Source organism: Actinoplanes lutulentus, assembly GCF_003259845.1.
Taxonomy (GTDB): Bacteria; Actinomycetota; Actinomycetes; order Mycobacteriales; family Micromonosporaceae; genus Actinoplanes; species Actinoplanes lutulentus.
Window position 1 is genome coordinate 102,759 of record NZ_QLMJ01000023.1, and the last position, 17,062, is coordinate 119,820.

Consider the following 17,062-nt stretch of genomic DNA (forward strand, 5'->3'; position numbering starts at 1 on the left):
AAGGTCAGGCCGGGACTGACGCCGCTATCCGCAACGCCTCGACCAGGCGGCGGTAGAGGTCGTCGGTGGCGTACAGCTCGGGGTGGGTTCCGGTCGCGCGGATGCGGCCGTTCTCCATGACCACGATGCGGTCGGCGTCCAGGACGGTGGACAGGCGGTGGGCGATCGTCACCACGGCGCCGGTCGAGGCCCGGGCGCGTACGCAATCCTGGACCGCCGCCTCGGTCAGGCCGTCGACCTGGGCGGTGGCCTCGTCCAGCAGCAGGACGTCAGGGGTACGGAGCAGGGCGCGGGCCAGGGCGATCCGTTGCCGCTGGCCGCCGGAGAGGTCCGTGGAGTTCAGGGACGTCTCCACCCCGTCCGGCAGCTCGTTGATCTTGTCGTCCAGGCGGACCGCGCGCAGGGCCGTGAGCAGCTCGTCGTCAGTGGCGTCCGGGTGGGTGTAGCGCAGGTTCTCGGCGATCGTGCCGGGGACCACCGGGGTCTCCTGCTCCACATAGGCCAGGCGGGCGCGGACCTGCTGGTGGGAGTAGTCCGCGTAGGGGCTGCCGTCCAGCAGGATCTCGCCGTTCACCGGTTCGAGGAAGCGCAGCAGCAGCGAGAACACTGTGGTCTTGCCGGCGCCGGACGGGCCGACGATCGCCAGGTGGCCACGGCGGGGGATCTCCAGGTCGATGCCGGTGACGGCCTGCGGGGCGTCCGGGCCGTAGCTCGCCGACACGTTGCGCAACTCGAGGACGGGGCCGTTCGTGCGTACCCCTGAAGGAGCCGGCGGCGAGTCGCCCTGCTCGGCCACGATGTCGTTGAGTTCGTTGATGCGGCCCGCGGCCGCGATCCCGGCCTGGAGGGCCGTCAGGTTCTGGGTGAGCTCGCTGATCGGGCCCATCAGCTGGAAGACGTAGAGCAGGAACGCCACCAGCGCGGACACCTGCAGCAGGCCTTCGCTGGCGCGCCAGGCGCCGACCGCGAGGATCAGGATGATCGCGAAGTTGATGCCGGACCAGGAGATCGTCCACACCGCGGCGGAGATCTTGGCGGCGCGGAAGCCGTGCTCGGCCGCGTCCTGGGCGTTGCCGACGATCCGGTCGCTCTGGCGCTGCTCCGCGCGGCTCGCCTTGACCGTGCGGATCGCGCGCAGGGCGCCTTCGAGGTTCGCGCCGAGCTGGCCGACCGACTCCTGCGCGGCGGTCTGTGCCGCACCGATCCGCGGCAGCAACCGGGTCATCAGGATCGCGACCACGATCACCGAGGCCAGGGTGCAGCCGAGCAGGGTCAGATCAAGAACACCCATGAGTACGATCGTGCCGGCCAGCCCGACACTCGCGTTGATCAGGCCGACGATGCTGCCGGACGCCTCGTGCAGCAGACCGGTGTCCGAGGTGACCCGGGTGACGAGCTCGCCGGTCGAGCGGCGCTGGATGTCGTGGATGCGGGCCTGGAAATAGCGCTTGATGATCGATGTGCGGGCGTCGAGCACGATGCGCTGCGCGAGCCGGCCCATCAGGATCCACTGCCAGAGCGTGATCACCGAGCCGGCGATCACCAGGACCAGCAGCGTGCCGATCGGGGCGCGCAGGTCGAGGCCGCCGCCGAACGAGTCGAGCACCCACTTGGTGACCAGCGGAGTGGCGAGGCCGGCCGCGTTACCGATCAGGCCGAGAACCAGGCCGAACAGCATGGTGCGGCGGTGCGGGCGCAGGTAGGCGAGGAGGGTACGCAGTCGGGTGGGCTCCGAGATGGCCACAATGGAACACTACTGTTCCCGCGCGACCCGGCGGCGCCCGGCGATCAACATCCACCTGAATGGATATCTCCGGTTAGCCTGGTCCTCACGACGAGGGCGGGGTGGTCGTGCACATCATCTTTGCGCCGGGTGGCGAGGCAGGCCCTCCGGGCCTTGCGGGGGTCGAGGTCGCGGTTCGCCCACGCAGCCGGGACGCCACCCTTGCGGACCTCTTTCGTACGCTCGGAGCACCCGACCCCGGGCTCGCGGTGATCGACGGGCGGCCGGTGGAGACGGTCACGCCGATCGCCGAGTCGGGGCTGCACGAGGGCGCCGTGCTCGGCGCGGCCTCCGGGCACCTCGCGCGGCAGGACCCGCCGGCGGACTTCACGGCGGTCACCGTCGCGGGGCTGAGCGCCGGGCGGGTGTTTCCGCTGCCGCCCGGGCAGTGGCTGGTGGGCCGGAGTCCGCAGGCCGCGATCCGCCTCGACGACGAGACCGTGTCGCGGGAACACTGTGTGCTCACCGTGGCGCCGGACGGCGTGACGGTCGGTGATCTGGGTGCCGCCAACGGCGTACACATCAATGGGGTGCGGGTGTCCGAACCCGCCTCGCTCGCGCCCGGTGACGTCGTCGAGGTCGGTGCCGTGGCGCTCGCGGTGCGCCGGGCCGGTGACGCGGACCGGCCGGCCGGGCTGGACCTGCGGCGGCATCTGGGCCGGGGCGGGACCGTGTCGTTCAACCGGCCACCGCGTACCGCACCGCCGCCGCTGCCCGCCGAGACGACCGCGCCGGCCGAGCCGAAGGAGCCGTCCAAGGCGCACTTCAGCGTGGCGTCGACGCTCGGGCCGCTGGTGATCGCGGTGCTGATGGTGGCGATCACCCGGGATCTGCGGTTCGGGCTGTTCGCGCTGCTGTCGCCGCTGATCGGGATCGGCACGTACCTGGAGTCGCGGCGGCGCAACCGCAAGGAGTCCGCCGAGGGGAAGAAGAAGTTCGCCGAGGGCCTCGACGAGCTCGACACCCGGATGGCCGACGCCGGGGCGGCCGAGCGCGACCGGCTGCGGCACATCCTGGCCGACCCCGCCGAGACGCTGCGCCGCGCCGAACTGCCCAGCACCCGGCTGTGGGAACGCCGCCCGCACCACGAGGACTACCTGCTGCTCAACGCCGGGATCGCCGCGCTGACGTGGAAGCCACCGGTACGCGCCGAGGGCGGCCCGATGCCGGAGGCGGTCACCGAACGGATCGACGCGGTACGCCTGCCGGCCGCCCCGGTCGAGGTCCGGCTGAACCATGGCGGGGTGGTCGGCATCGCCGGTGACCGGGCCGCCGCCCTCGCCGTGGCCCGCAGCCTGCTCTGCCAGGCGGCCGTCCACCACGGGCCGGCCGACCTGACGATCGGTGTCTTCGCCGACGACGGCCGCGAACCCGGATGGGATTGGTGCAAGTGGCTGCCGCACACCCGGCTCGGTGACGACAGCGGGCAGTGGCTGTCGCACCGGCGGGACCGCAGCGACGCCATGCTCCGGCAGCTGGCCGCCGGCGGCGCGGCCGGAACCGCCCTGGTCGTGCTCGACTCGGACGTGCTGACCGAGGGGGTGCACGCCCCGGGACGGGACCTGCTGAACGCGGCCCGCGTTCGCAAGACCAGCGTGTTCGGACAGGCCGATCCCCCGGTGCCGGTCGCCGGCATCGTGCTCGCGTCCACCCCGGACCGGCTGCCGGCCGCCTGCGACACGGTGATCGAGATCCTGGGTCCGGACGGCGACGCCACCGTACGCCGGCCGGCTGACGGCACCGCTGTGGAGAACGTGCTGCTCGCCGGGCTGTCCCCCGTCGAAGCTCGAGCCTGTGCGCGGCATCTGGCCCGGTTCGACGACCCGGAGTTGCGGCGTACCGGTGCCGGGATCCCCGACGGGGTGCGGCTGCTGCCGATGCTCGGGCTGGCCGGCATCGACGCGACGGCCATCCGGGAACGCTGGCAGCGCGCCGACCCGCTCGCCCTCGCCGCGCCGCTCGGCATGACCGATCGCGGCGTGTTCACCCTCGACCTGATCCGGGACGGGCCGCACGGCCTGATCGGCGGTACCACCGGCTCCGGCAAGAGCGAACTGCTGCGCAGCCTGGTCGCCGCGCTCGCCACCAACGCCGATCCGCAGCACCTCACGTTCGTGCTGATGGACTACAAGGGCGGGGCCGCGTTCGACGAGTGCTCACGCCTGCCGCACACCGTCGGCCTCGTCACCGACCTCGACGAACAGCTCGGCGAACGCGCGCTGCGCGCTCTGGAGGCGGAACTGCGGCGCCGCGAGCGCCGGCTGCGGGAGGTGCGCGCCGACAACCTCATCGAGTACGTCCGCAGCGGCGCCGCCGACACCGAGCCGATGCCCCGGCTCGTCGTGGTGATCGACGAGTTCGCCACGATGGCCAAGGAACTGCCGGACTTCCTCACCGCGCTGGTCGGGATCGCGCAACGCGGGCGGACGCTCGGCGTGCATCTGATCCTGGCCACCCAGCGGCCGTCCGGCGCGGTCAACGACAACATCAGAACCAATACCAACCTGCGGGTGGCGCTGCGGGTGCAGGACGCCGCCGACTCGGTCGACGTCATCGGGGTACGCGACGCCGCCGAGCTGAGCCGCCTGCTGCCCGGGCGGGCGTATGTGCGGCTCGGGCCCGGTGAGGTCGTGCCCATCCAGACGGCGCTGGTCACCACGGCGTCCGGCGGTGGGGACGACTCGCCCGTGTCGGTGGAGCCTTTTACGTTCGGGGAGAGTGCTGGTACGCGTACCCCTGAGGTGTCCGGAACGGACGCCGCCGCTGGCGCGGCAGCGGGATCGAGCCGCACGGACCTGGCGCGGCTGGTCGACGCCGTCGCGGAGGCGGCGAACGGGATGCCGGCACCGCACCGGCCGTGGCCGGAACCGCTCGGCGGTGACCTCGACCTGGCGACGCTGGTGCCGTCGGATGTGCGGGCTGTCGTAGCGCTCGCTGATGATCCGGACAACCAGCGGCAGGTTCCGGTCGGGTGGGATCCGGCGGCGGGGAATCTGCTGCTGTTCGGGATCACCGGTAGCGGGACCACGACGACGCTGATCGCGCTGGCGCTCAGCCTGGCGGTGGCGCGGGCGCCTGATGAACTGGAGATCTACGCGGTGGACTACGGGACCGGGGATCTCGCGGTTCTGGACACGCTTCCGCATGCCGGGGCGGTGATCGCGGCTGATGATCGGGAACGGCAGGTGCGGCTCGTCCGGCATCTGCGGGGTGAGCTGGATCTGCGGCGTTCGGGTGGGCCGCCGCGCCGCCCGTTGCTCGTGCTGATCGACAATCTGTCCGCGATGCGCGCCGAGTTCGACGACGTCGACGGGCTTGCGATCATGGATCTGGTCACCCGGTTGTACGCGGACGGGACCGCGGCGGGTATCTGGTTCGCGGTGACGGCTGATCGGTTCAGCAGCGTGCCGGCGGCGTGGACGTCGGTCACCACTCAGCGGTGGCTCTACCGGCTGCCGGATCCCTATGACTATGTGCAGGCCGGGCTGACGCGCAAGGATGTGCCGGCTCGGGTGCCGGGGCGGTTCGTGGCGTTGCCGTCAGGGTTGCAGGCGCAAGTCGGTAAGCCGTCGCCGTCGTCCGCGGGAATGGCGGGCCTGGTGGCCGCCAAGTACCCGGACGGGCCCCGGGTCGCGGCTCGGATCGGGGTGCTGCCGTCGTCGGTGGCGGTCGGTGATCTGCCTGATCCGGTCGTTGCCGGTGAGCCCTGGCGGTTGCCGATCGGGGTCCGGGAGTCGGATCTGGGGACGGCTTCGCTGGTGCTCTACGAGGGTGATCACGCGTTGATCGCGGGGCCGGCCCGGTGCGGGAAGAGTACGGCTCTGCTGGCGGTGGCCGAGGTTCTGCGGGGACGGGCTCACGTGGCGGGGATCGGCGGGCGGCGGTCGCCGTTGCGGGACTGCGGGTTGCTGGATGCGTTCGCCGTCGGTGGCGGGCCGGCGGCCGCTCTGCTGGCGTCGTTGCGGGGTGTTTCCGGGCCGGCGGTTCTGCTGGTCGACGATGCCGAGGGGTTCGACGACGCTGACGGGGCTCTGGGCGGGTTGCTCGGGGCTGGGCTGCCGGATCTGCATTTCGTGGTGGCGGGGCGGGCCGATGCTCTGCGGAGTTTGTACGGGCATTGGACTCAGGTGGTGCGGCGGTCCAAGGCGGGGTTGTTGCTGCGGCCGAATGTTGACCTGGACGGGGATCTGCTGGGGGTTACGTTGCCGCGGCGGGCGCCGGTGAGGATCGGGGTGGGGCGGGGATATCTGGTGCACAACGGGGAGTGGGATATCGCGCAGGTCGCGGGGGTCGCTTAGTGGGGAGGTCGTTGGTCGGGGTGGTGGTGAGGTCGTTGGTCGGGTGGTGGGGAGTCGTCGGCTGGATGGTCATCGCCGGGGCGGCTTTGGAGCCGTGACCGTGGAGTCGTTGGCGGGGCGACCGTGGAGTTGGCGGGTGGTAGCTCGCCGGACGGTCAGGCCGTCGCGATCTAGGTGACTTCAGCCTGTGTGACGGCTGTTAGATGCCTGGATCTCGGCGGTGGCGGTGGCTAGCACCGATCTTGTGCGGTTTGGCCGCCCGATCAACCGCAAAGTCACGAGTTGCCGGGAAGGCCGCCGGGCTGCGTGTCGAATTCGGGTGGACCGCGCGCCGCGGTGACGCGCTGCTACCACAAAGGTGCAGCGTGCTGGCTTTATGGAAACTTGTGGGGGTCAGAGCACCCACAGGTTTCCAAGATCCGGCCGCCAACGACAGCACACCTTGCCCGACACGCACCCTCCGTGACGGCGGTGCCGGCGTCGGCGGTCCGGGTGTCGGTGGTCCGGTGTCGGCGGTCCGGCGTCGGCGGTGCTGTGGCGGGCGGCTTGTCTGGGCGATGGGGCGGCGAAGGACTAGGGGCTTCGGCGGGCTACAGAGCGGTGGCGAGTGTCATCAGTGCTCCTCCGCAGAGGGCGAGCAGGGTGAGGAGCGCTGCGACGACGGCGACCGTGGGGCGCAGGTCCCGTCGGGATGCGGGACCGTACTCCAGCCCCGATGTAATGGGGACCGTTGGCCGTGGGTGGTGCGGGATCGGCACGGTGGGGCGGTTCAGGGTTGGCGGGCGTACTCGGGGCAGGAGGATGAGATGCCGCCGGGCGAGCTCCGGCGCGACGGGGTACGCGGGCACGCTGAGCAGCAGAGATGCGGCAAGCGGTTGCGGCACGGTGGACAGCGAGGACGCGGCGAGCAGCGGAGACACGGTAGACAGCGGCGACGCGGCGGGTGACTGAGACGCGGTGGACGGCTGCGGCGCGGTGGCGTGTGGGCGGCCGCGGGGCAGGGCCACCAGGTGGCGGCGGACCGGAAGTGGTCCGGGCGCGGGTGGCCGGGCTCCGGCTTCCGGTAGCGGCGGCGTCACCCGTCAACACTGACACGCTGAGTGGTCGAGGCGAAGCTCTCCGTGTGTCACATTGCCGCTTTCCCGTCGCGGGTGCCACCGCAGCGTGCAGGCGCGCCGAGCGTGTCGGGCCGGGACGCCGGGCGAACCAGAACCAGAACCAGAACCAGAAATCGACACGCGGGAACGGGCCACGCCCCACCGAACCGGAAAACGACACGCTAGGACGGGCCACGCCACCGGTTCTGGGGGCTTTGGTGGAGGCTGGAGGGCTTTGGGCGTACCCGAGGGGGAGCTTGGGCGGTGGGATCGGGGTGACCGGCGGCGGGGTTTTCAGCGTTGGAGGCGGTGGGCCAGCCATGTGACGGCCAGGGGGTAGCGGTAGTCGATGCCGCCGTGCGAGGCCGGGAACAGTTCGAAGTTGACGCGTTCCGGCGGGAGGCCAATGCGGTTCAGGCCGTCGTTGAAGGCTTCGGCGCCCAGGTCGAGGAACCATTCGTCGCGGGTTCCGGCGTCGATCCAGACGGCGCGCAGGGAGCGCAATTCGGCGGTGTAGCGGTCGATCATGCGGATCGGGTCCCAGGCCAGCCAGCGGTCCCAGAGTTCCGGGATGATCTGGCCGGAGCGCGGGTCGAACGGCAGGCGGGGTGTGCCGTCCGGGTCGGCGGAGAAGGCCGCCGTGCAGCCCAGGAGCAGCGTCAATGACATGTCGTGTTCTTTGGTGAGGGCGATCCGGGAACGGAAGTCGTCCCACCATTTCAGGATGTCGTGGTCGTATTCGCGCAGGGCTCGGGCGGATTTCGCGAATTCGTTGAGGTAACAGTATTCGTAAAGGGCGTCGCCGGCGTGGGTGGCGAGCGCGCCGAACAGATCGGGGCGCAGCATTGGGGTGATCATCGCGCCGAAGCCGCCGGAGGATTTGCCGGAGATGGCGCGGGATTCGCGGTCGGCGATCGTCCGGAAACGGGCGTCGACCCAGGGGACGACCTCGTCGCAGAGGTACGAGTGGTACTTCCCGGTGCCGGGCGAGTCGACGAACTGGGAGCCGCCGTACGCCGTCCACGCGTCGACGAAGACGAGAATGCAACCGGGCGCGTGGTCCTGGGCGAAGACCTGGTCGGCGGTGACCAGGAACGGCTGGCGGAACGCCTGGCGGTTGCCCCACATCTCGACCTGGCCGGAGTACCCCTGGATCACGTAGATCGCGGGATAACGCTCGTCGGTCGAGGCGTACCCAGGCGGGGTGTAGACCCAGAGCGGGCGGACGTGCGGGTCGCCGAGCGGGTTGTCCCTCAGCAGAACCGAGTCGATGGTCTCCTGGTGCAGAGTTCCGGCGAGTTCACTGAACATCATCCGAGTCAACCATTGCGGAGCAGCTTCGCGGCGGCCCGTTCGACAGCGCGCCGCCCGAACCGGTGCACCAGGGCCATGTATGCGACCACCGGCAGAGCAGGGACCAGGTCGCCGGTGCGGTGCCCGTCAGCGATGAACCGCAGCACCGGACCGATCTGGAACGGCACCATCCGCAGCTCTTCGCTCTCCCACTTGTCCGGCGCGCCCCGGGACCGGCGGGCGAGGAGTTCCTCGGCGGTCACCGACCGCAGCGACCCGACGAAGGCGCTGCCCCACTGCTGGAGTTCGGTGTCGATGAAGAACGAGAGCATTTCGAGCAGGTACTCGTCCGGTTCCAGGGCGAGTTCCTCGAGGATCCCGCGGCGCATGAGCCGGTACAGCTCGGGAGCGGACCGGCCGTCCGAGTCCAGGTTGCGGGACAGGGCCTCGGCCGCGGAGGGCCCCCACGCGCCGGGCCGGGTGCCGACGTCGGCGCTGCGGCGACCGAAGATCAGCTGGTCGTCCGCGGTGATCAGGGCGGCGTTGGCGCCGAAGCTGTTGCGCAGAAAAACCGGCGCGTCGTGCCCGTCGACGTATCGTCCGCGGAGCGTGCCGCCACCGGGCAGCGGGCGGTCGAGCTGCTGGGTGGCGAGGAACGTGAAGTAGTCGGACTCGCGGACCCGCAGGCAGATCTCCGGCTGCTCACTCAGCGGTGACCGGCCGATGGACAGGCCGTCGACCGCGTAGCGCGGGCCGTTCCAGAACGCCGGCTCGCCGCGCTGCCGCCGGACCTCCTGCAACGCCGCCACCTCGTCGATCCACGGCCGGATCTCGTCGGGCACCTCGACCGGCCGGTGGGTGACCATGACCCGGATCCGCTGCTCGTCGATGACCTGGGTGCCGTCGCCCTCGATGATGCGTACCGACGTGCGCAGCGGGCCGAGGGTGAACAGGTCGGCCTGCTCCGGAAGCGTGCGGCGGATCCTCGATCGGAGCACCCGGGCGCGCCGGGCGGTCCCCTGGCGGATCCTGAGCAGGCGGTCCTCGAACAGGACGGAGGCGACCACCCCGAACGCGGCGCCGACGATGATGCCCCACGGGCCGGATGAGGCGCTTTCGATCAACTCTTGCATCGATGGCACCTTAACGCCGCTGTCCATACAGGATCTATTTCGCCGATAGACTCGCCGCATGCCGGACACCACTCCGACCTCACGAAACGTCGAGGACGATGTCGTCCGGGGGCGGCAGCGCCTGATCTTCGTCCGTGACCAGGATCGCTACGTTCTGACCACACTCGGCGTCTACGCCGACGGCGTCGTCGCCTGGCGGTGGACGACGACCGATTTCGACGGTCTCGGTGCCGCATTCGGCGACGGCACCCTGACCCTGGCGCCGCCCGAGGGCGCGAGGATCATCATCGAGGGCACGGCTACTGGTCCGGCGCGGCTGGAGTCCTGGCTGACACCCGAGCTCGTGATCGGCGACCTCGCCGACGAGGTGGATCGCCTCAACGAGCGGCCGGACTCGTCACGCCGCGCCTACGAAGCCTTTCTGGATTACGCGGAGGCGCCGGCCGCGGCGGGGCTGGAAGCCGCGCGGGCGGCTTACCTGGCGATTCCCGAGCACCGGCGGATCTATTTCCTCGGCGACATGGACCACAACGACGTGCCGGCCCGGATTCTGCTCGCCGAGCCGGGTGAGCGGATCCCGGCCCGGCGTCCCGGCACCGAGCTGACGGTGACCGAGGCGAGCCGGGAGAGCGCCCTGGACTATTTCCGCAGGCAGCGGCCCGCGGAAGCGCAATGGGCGGCCCGGCAGAGCGCGGACGGTCCGGCGACGACACCGCCGATGACGGTGAGCCACACGGTGTATCCGCAGGGCTGGCCGGATCCGCCGGGCATCGAGGTGCTGCAGAACGACTACCCGGCGATCGTGGTGCATCGGGGGCGGGAGTACCCGAGCGTGACGCATGCCTACTGGGCGCTGTCCACCAGCGACGACGCGGCACACGACCGGATCGTCGCGGCCGGGCGAGGGCGGGATGCGGCCTCGCTCGGAGCGGAGGCCCCCAGGCGTGATGACTGGACGGCCGCGCGTCTCGCGGTGATGGGTGTCCTGCTACGGGACAAGTTCCGGCGGCATCCCGCGATCGCCGCGACTCTGCTCTCGACCGGGGAGCACCGGATCCTCTACGGCACGGGGGATGCGCGCTATTGGAGCCGGGGCGGCCGGTCCGGGACCAACTGGGTGGGCCGCCTGCTGGAGGTCATCCGATCCGAACTCGCCGCGGAGGCAGCCGGAATCCTGTGAAAAGGGCCGCCCCGGACGGTGGGGCGGCCCTTTTGATCGGAACCGGTCAGCGGCCCTGCAGCGCCTTCACGGTGTCGCCGAAGGTCCAGCCCTTCGAGCCGTCCCAGTTGATCGACCAGGTCATCAGGCCCTTGATGCCGGGAACGCTGTTGTACGCCTGGGTCACCAGCGCCGGCGTCATATATCCACCACCGGCACCGGACTGCGCCGGCAGACCCGGGACCTGCTTGTCGTACGGGATCTTGATGGTGGTGCCCTGGATGGTCAGGCCGTTGTTCAGGCACTGGGTCTGCACGGTGAAGCCCTGCACGGTTCCGGCGGCGTACGAGTCACCGGAGCAGCCGTACATCGACCCGTTGTAGTACTGCATGTTCAGCCACCAGAGACGGCCGTTGTCCAGGTACTTCTTGATGATCGGCAGGTAGGAGCCCCAGATCGAGCCGTACACCACGCTGCCACCGGTGACATACGCCGTCTCCGGCGCCATCGTCAGGCCGAAGTTCGACGGCATCGCGGCGAGCACCCCGTCGATGATCCGGATCAGGTTGGCCTGGGACGCCGACAGCGTGCCGATGCTGCCGCTGCCGGTCAGGCCGGTCTCGATGTCGATGTCGATGCCGTCGAAGTTGCCGGCTTTCAGGATCGGCACGATCGTGGCGACGAACTTGTCGGCGACGGCGCTGGAGCTCAGGTCGATGCCCGCGGCGGCACCACCGATCGACATCAGCACGGTGGCGCCGGCGGCTTTCGCGGCGCAGATCTCGGCGGGCGTCGGCACCTTCACGCCGGCGTCCATGCCGTTCTCCCAGAGGACCGTGCCGTCCGAGCGGATCACCGGGAACGCGGCCATCAGCACGTTGTAGCCGTGCGCCGTGATCCGGCTGTCGTTGATCGGGATCCAGCCGAGGCCGGGGTGCACGCCGTTGGAGGCGCCGTCCCAGTTCTCCCAGTAACCCTGCAGCACCTTGCCGGCCGGCCGGCCCTTGATCGCACAAGCGGGCTGCGAGGTGGAGGGCGAAGCAGACGGAGAAACAGAAGGCGATGACGAGGGAGAAGACGAAACAGAAGGCGACGGCGATGACGAGCCGCTGCAGGCTCCAAGATCCTTCCACAACGTCGGCGCCGCGACCGGGTTCCAACCCGTGCCCGCCCACGCCGTGTGCGTCACGAGAGCCTGATAGAGCCGCGACTGATAGGTGACCTGCTGCCCCGCCGTATACGAAACACCCTCCGCCCACACCGTCGAGGAGCAGGCCACAGCGGCCTGACCTGCGGGGGAATAGATCATCACCGCACCGAGCGCCACCCCCACTCCGGCAACCAGCGCGACCAGACCGCGACGAACACCCATAACGGCTCCCTGACACATGCGGACGTGTGCCACACATAGTGGCGTTCACATCCGTAAATATCAAGGGTTCTTAACTATTAACGGCAGCCCGAGATAACCCGCATATCCCTCCAGCGACGGACGGAACTCCTCAAGATCAAAATCCATGAGCTTCTGTACGCTCACCGACACCGCTTTCTTGCCCAGTGTCCGTTTCCACAGCCCGACAACCCGCCCGTCCGCCACCAGGGTCGACTGGAACACGCCGTTGTTGCCGGGCACGACTTTCGCCAGCTGATCGCGTGTCGCCATCAGCGACCGGTCCTTATAACCGAGCATGAACTCGTCGAACCCCGGCAGCGCCCACCGCCCGCGAACAGGGCCGGCATCAAGCAGCTCCGGGGAAGCCCACATCTCGGCACCGTCGACATCCACGGCGACGAGCCCCGCGCCGGAAATCCCGAGCCGCGCGTCGCGGACACCGAGACTCGTCCACCCCGCGAAGTCCTTCACCGTCGCCGGACCGTGCGACCGGAAGTATCGAGTGGCCAGCAGTGCGAGAGCCTCCTCCCGTGACGACGGGGTGAACCGGGACGGCACCCAGTCATCAAGCAGCACGAACGTCTGCTCGGCCCCGGAATTCGGTGCTATGGCTGTCAGTGAGCGCTGGGACGCGTACCAAAGAAGGTGGTAACCGCGCTGGCCGCTCACGTCGATGCCGCCCTCGGTGAGCGCGCCCAGGCACCCGGATCGCGTCAGGCGGCCGCCGGCGCTCGTCAGAGCGGCGGCGAGCAGTTCCATCGCGAGGTTCGCGGTTTTCTCGTCGAGGCCGAGGTAGTCCCAGCGGCTGGCGACGCCGGTGAGCTGGCGGACGCCGGTGAGGTCGAGCATCCAGTGCGCGTCGGCGGACGGGATGAGGTGGACGGTGCCGCGCATCGGCCAGGTGCGGACCACCGACCGGTCCTCGGTCGCGGTCACGATCGATGGCAACGACGAGCCGGGAAGACGCACACCGAGTGACCACAGGACGCTGTTGAGATCTTGGGCCTGCATGGCGCCGAACCACTCGACGACGTCATGCACCGTCGACTTCTCATGCGCGCCCAGCGCCAGACAGGAGAGGCGAAGGCTCAGTGCCGCAGATGCTTCCACGACACCGAGCCTAAAGACCCCCTACGACACTTTTTGACGAGGCACTGCTCAGCGACCGCGCGCCGCGCGGTACCGCTTGATCAGCACGTTCGTCGACGAGTCGGCGTCGTCGGCCGGTGCTTCCGCCGAGGTCAGCTTCGGTGCGAGCTGGTTCGCCATCACCTTGCCGAGCTCGACGCCCCACTGGTCGAAGGAGTTGATCTCCCAGACGATGCCCTGGGTGAACGTGATGTGCTCGTAGAGCGCCACCAGCTGCCCGAACGTCGCCGGCGTGAGCTTCTCCGCCAGGATCGTGGTGGTCGGGTGGTTGCCCTGCATGACCCGGTGCGGCGCCACCTTTTCCGAAGAACCCTCGGCGGTGACCTGCTCCAGCGTCTTGCCGAACGCCAGCGCACCCGTCTGCGCCAGGAAGTTCGACATGAAGAGGTCGTGCATCTCGCCGATGTCGTGGTTCGGCACGCTGAAGCCGATGAAGTCCGCCGGGATCAGCTTGGTGCCCTGGTGGATCAGCTGGTAGAACGCGTGCTGCCCGTTGGTGCCGGGCTCGCCCCAGAAGACCTCGCCGGTCTGGAAGTTCACCGGGTCGCCGTTGAGCCGGACCGACTTGCCGTTGCTCTCCATGGTGAGCTGCTGGAGGTACGCGGCGAAGCGGTGCAGGTACTGCGCGTACGGAAGAACCGCATGCGACTGCGCGCCGAGGAACGTGTCGTACCAGACGTTGATCAGGCCGAGCAGGGCCGGGACGTTCCGCTCGATCGGCGTGGTCCGGAAGTGCTCGTCGACGGCGTGGTATCCGCCGAGCATCTCGGCGAAGTTCTCCTTGCCGATGGTGATGAGCACGCTCAGGCCGACCGCGGACGGGAGCGAGTAGCGGCCGCCGACCCAGTCCCAGAAGCCGAACATGTTGTCGGTGTCGATACCGAAATCAGCCACTTTTTCGGCATTTGTCGACACGGCCACGAAGTGCTTGGCGACAGCGGAGTCGTCTCCCAGAGCGGACAAAAGCCACTTCCGGGCCTCGCGCGCGTTGGTGAGCGTCTCCTGAGTGGTGAACGTTTTGGAGACAATGATGAACAACGTCGATGCCGGGTCGAGATCGACGGTTTTTTCGTACAAATCCGTCGGATCGATGTTAGAGACGAAACGGGCGCTGATATCCCTCTGGGAGTACTCCTTCAGCGCCTCATACGCCATGACCGGACCGAGATCCGACCCACCGATCCCGATGTTCACGATCGTGGTGATCCGCTTCCCGGTGTGCCCGGTCCACTCCCCCGAGCGGACCTTGTCGGCGAACGCGCCCATCCGGTCCAGCACGCCGTGCACGTCGGCCACCACGTCCTGGCCGTCCACCACCAGCGACGCCGTCCGCGGCAGGCGCAGCGCGGTGTGCAGCACCGCCCGGTCCTCGGTCACGTTGATGTGCTCACCGGCGAACATCGCGGTGATCTTCTCGCTGAGCTTCGCCCGCTGCGCGACCGCGAACAGCGCGGTCAGCACCTCGTCGGTGACCAGGTTCTTGCTGTAGTCGACGTACAGATCGGCCACCTCGGCGGCGTAGCGCTCGCCGCGCTGCGGGTCGCTGCCGAACAGGTCGCGGAGGTGCACCGCTGAGAATTTCTCCGCGAGCCCCTGAAGGCTCTGCCACTCGGCGCTGTCGGAAACGTGTTCGCTCATCTCTCCCACTCCGGCCGTTTTAACTAGCACAACTCGGCCATCGTGGCACGGACTTCCGGCCGACGCTGGCGTTGTCCGCTCATAGAGGACCCACAGATTGATCACATAGCCGTCGTAGAACTGATGGCGACGTTTGTCCGTATGACGACGACCCCGCGCCGGCGCACCGGATTGGCGCTCCTGCTGGCCGCGACGGCAGCCCTGTATCTGTGGGACCTGAGCGCCTCGGGCTGGGGAAACAGCTTCTACGCGGCCGCCGCCCAGGCCGGCGCGCAGGACTGGAAGGCGTGGCTGTTCGGCTCGCTCGACGCCGGCAACGCGATCACCGTCGACAAGCCGCCCGCCGCCATGTGGGTGATGGGACTCTCTGCCCGGATCTTCGGGGTGAACAGCTGGGCGATCCTCGCGCCGCAGGCCCTGATGGGCGTGGCCAGTGTCGCGCTGCTCCACGCGGCGGTGCGGCGCTGGTTCGGGTACGCCGCCGGCATGCTCGCCGGCGCTGCCCTCGCGGTCACGCCGGTGGCCGTGCTGATGTTCCGTTACGACAACCCGGACGCGCTGCTGGTGCTGCTGATGACCGCGGCCGCGTACACGACGGTCCGGGCCACCGAGCGCGCGTCGGCGACGTGGCTGGCCTTGACCGGCGTGCTGCTCGGATTCGGGTTCCTCACCAAGATGATGCAGGCGTTCCTGGTGCTGCCCGCGTTCGCGCTGGTGTACCTGGTGGCCGCGCCGGCCACGCTGGGCAGGCGGATCAGGCATCTGCTGCTGGCCGGCGTCACCCTCATCGTTTCCGCCGGCTGGTATGTCGCGCTCGTCTCGCTCTGGCCGGCCTCCTCCCGGCCGTACATCGCCGGCTCGACGAACAACTCCCTCTGGGAGCTGGCCCTCGGCTACAACGGCCTGGGCCGCATCCTTGGTTCCTCCGCCGGCAGCGCTTCGTTCGGCGGCTCCGCCGGCATCGGACGCCTCTTCGGCGAATCCATGGGCACCGAGATCTCCTGGCTGCTCCCCGCCGCGCTGATCGCTCTCGTCACCGTCCTCGCCGTGAAGTGGACCGCGCCGCGCACCGACCGGGCCCGCGCCGGCATGCTCCTCTGGGGCGGCTGGTTGCTGGTCACCGGCGTCACGTTTTCTTTCATGAGCGGGACGATCCACCCGTACTACACCGTCGCCCTCGCCCCCTCGATCGCCGCGGTCACCGCGATCGGCGCGCGGGTACTGTGGCTTTACCGGACTCAGCTCTGGGCACGCCTCGTTCTCGCGACGATGGTTCTGTCCACCGCGGGCTGGGGGTTCGTCCTGCTGGGGCGTACCGAATGGATCCCCGCACTGCGCTGGGCCGCGCTCGCGGCCGGTCTGATCGCCGCGCTCGCGCTCGCCGCGCCTCTCGCCCACCTCCGGCGCCTGACGGTGGTCGCCATCATCGCCGCCCTCCTCTCCACCGGCCTCGGAACCGCGGCTTACGCCGCAGCCACGGTGACGGTCGCCCACACCGGCTCGCTCCCCGCTTCCGGCCCCGCAAGCTCCCTCTCGGGTACGCACCAAGGGCGCCCCAACCGCACCGGCGGGGCCGATCGAGAGTCCGGCGCCGCAGCCCCTCCCGCCGGCGCGCCAACCTCCGGCACCGGCGACACCTCAAGCTCAACCCCCAACTCCTCCGCTTCCTCCTCCACTGACTCCTCTACCTCCTCCGCCAATACCGACGGCGGAACCGGCGGCGGGACCGTCGACGGAGCCGGCGGCAGGCCTGGTGGGATGAGCGAGTCCAGCAACAACGCGGAGTTGAACACCCTCCTGAAAGCCGCCACCACCCGCTGGTCAGCGGCAGTCTCCGGCGCCACCTCGGCGGCCGACCTGGAACTCGCCACCGGCACCGCGGTGATCGCCCTGGGCGGCTGGAACGGCAGCGACCCGTCACCCACCCTTGAGGAATTCCAGATCTACGTGGCCCTCGGCGAGATCCACTACTACATCGCCGGAGGGGGCAGGGGCCAAGGCGGCGACACCTCCACCGAATCCAGCGAGATCGCCGCCTGGGTCTCGCAGAACTACACGGCCACCACAGTGGGCGGCACCACCGTCTACGACCTGACCACCCACGGTTGATCGACCAGGA

Annotated in this window: 10 protein-coding genes; 3 read left to right on the forward strand and 7 right to left on the reverse strand. The window is 69.6% G+C overall.

All coding sequences use genetic code 11. From position 1 onward, the window contains the following. Nucleotides 1–4 precede the first annotated feature (4 nt). Complete coding sequence (locus B0I29_RS37845; protein ID WP_245973089.1) at nucleotides 5–1,744, reverse strand: ABC transporter ATP-binding protein; 1,740 nt, start codon at nucleotides 1,742–1,744, stop codon at nucleotides 5–7. Between the two features lie 107 nt (nucleotides 1,745–1,851). Here B0I29_RS37845 and B0I29_RS37850 point away from each other — a divergent pair, with 107 nt between their 5' ends. Further along, entirely contained in the window at nucleotides 1,852–6,081 is a 4,230-nt protein-coding gene (locus B0I29_RS37850) for a type VII secretion EssC family protein (RefSeq protein ID WP_181558182.1), read from the forward strand. A gap of 590 nt (nucleotides 6,082–6,671) precedes the next feature. Here B0I29_RS37850 and B0I29_RS45420 read toward each other — a convergent pair. The 3 genes from B0I29_RS45420 to B0I29_RS37860 form a co-directional block, all read right to left on the reverse strand. Continuing rightward, on the reverse strand, nucleotides 6,672–7,160 hold the full coding sequence (locus B0I29_RS45420) for a hypothetical protein (protein WP_146617032.1): 489 nt from the start codon (nucleotides 7,158–7,160) through the stop codon (nucleotides 6,672–6,674). A gap of 312 nt (nucleotides 7,161–7,472) precedes the next feature. Continuing rightward, a complete protein-coding gene (locus tag B0I29_RS37855; RefSeq protein ID WP_181558183.1) occupies nucleotides 7,473–8,492 on the reverse strand; it encodes an alpha/beta hydrolase-fold protein in 1,020 nt (339 codons plus the stop codon). Nucleotides 8,493–8,497: 5 nt separating this feature from the next. After that, a complete protein-coding gene (locus B0I29_RS37860) occupies nucleotides 8,498–9,604 on the reverse strand; it encodes a hypothetical protein (protein WP_146617033.1) in 1,107 nt (368 codons plus the stop codon). 58 nt (nucleotides 9,605–9,662) lie between these two features. Here B0I29_RS37860 and B0I29_RS37865 point away from each other — a divergent pair, with 58 nt between their 5' ends. Next, the gene (locus tag B0I29_RS37865) at nucleotides 9,663–10,784 is read left to right on the forward strand and encodes an NADAR family protein (RefSeq protein ID WP_111653987.1); all 1,122 of its coding nucleotides are present in this window, start codon (nucleotides 9,663–9,665) and stop codon (nucleotides 10,782–10,784) included. Between the two features lie 46 nt (nucleotides 10,785–10,830). On the opposite strand, the gene B0I29_RS37870 is transcribed toward B0I29_RS37865, so the two are convergent. The 3 genes from B0I29_RS37870 to pgi are packed head-to-tail and all read right to left on the reverse strand — an operon-like array spanning nucleotide 10,831 to nucleotide 14,943. Continuing rightward, the gene (locus tag B0I29_RS37870) at nucleotides 10,831–12,135 is read right to left on the reverse strand and encodes a carbohydrate-binding protein (protein ID WP_111653988.1); all 1,305 of its coding nucleotides are present in this window, start codon (nucleotides 12,133–12,135) and stop codon (nucleotides 10,831–10,833) included. 60 nt (nucleotides 12,136–12,195) lie between these two features. Continuing rightward, complete coding sequence (locus B0I29_RS37875) at nucleotides 12,196–13,266, reverse strand: winged helix DNA-binding domain-containing protein (protein WP_111653989.1); 1,071 nt, start codon at nucleotides 13,264–13,266, stop codon at nucleotides 12,196–12,198. 48 nt (nucleotides 13,267–13,314) lie between these two features. Continuing rightward, a complete protein-coding gene (gene pgi, locus B0I29_RS37880) occupies nucleotides 13,315–14,943 on the reverse strand; it encodes a glucose-6-phosphate isomerase (RefSeq protein WP_111654062.1) in 1,629 nt (542 codons plus the stop codon). A gap of 141 nt (nucleotides 14,944–15,084) precedes the next feature. Between pgi and B0I29_RS37885 the strand changes: the two genes are divergently transcribed. Continuing rightward, a complete protein-coding gene (locus B0I29_RS37885; protein ID WP_245973090.1) occupies nucleotides 15,085–17,052 on the forward strand; it encodes a glycosyltransferase family 39 protein in 1,968 nt (655 codons plus the stop codon). Nucleotides 17,053–17,062: the final 10 nt, after the last annotated feature.

Excerpts from the sequence above, each read along its gene's own strand:
- B0I29_RS37870 (WP_111653988.1), bottom strand. The coding sequence starts at position 12,135 with ATGGGTGTTCGTCGCGGTCTGGTCGCGCTGGTTGCCGGAGTGGGGGTG.
- B0I29_RS37860 (WP_146617033.1), bottom strand. The coding sequence starts at position 9,604 with ATGCAAGAGTTGATCGAAAGCGCCTCATCCGGCCCGTGGGGCATCATC.
- B0I29_RS37855 (WP_181558183.1), bottom strand. The coding sequence starts at position 8,492 with ATGATGTTCAGTGAACTCGCCGGAACTCTGCACCAGGAGACCATCGAC.
- pgi (WP_111654062.1), bottom strand. The coding sequence starts at position 14,943 with ATGAGCGAACACGTTTCCGACAGCGCCGAGTGGCAGAGCCTTCAGGGG.
- B0I29_RS37865 (WP_111653987.1), top strand. The coding sequence starts at position 9,663 with ATGCCGGACACCACTCCGACCTCACGAAACGTCGAGGACGATGTCGTC.
- B0I29_RS37885 (WP_245973090.1), top strand. The coding sequence starts at position 15,085 with ATGACGACGACCCCGCGCCGGCGCACCGGATTGGCGCTCCTGCTGGCC.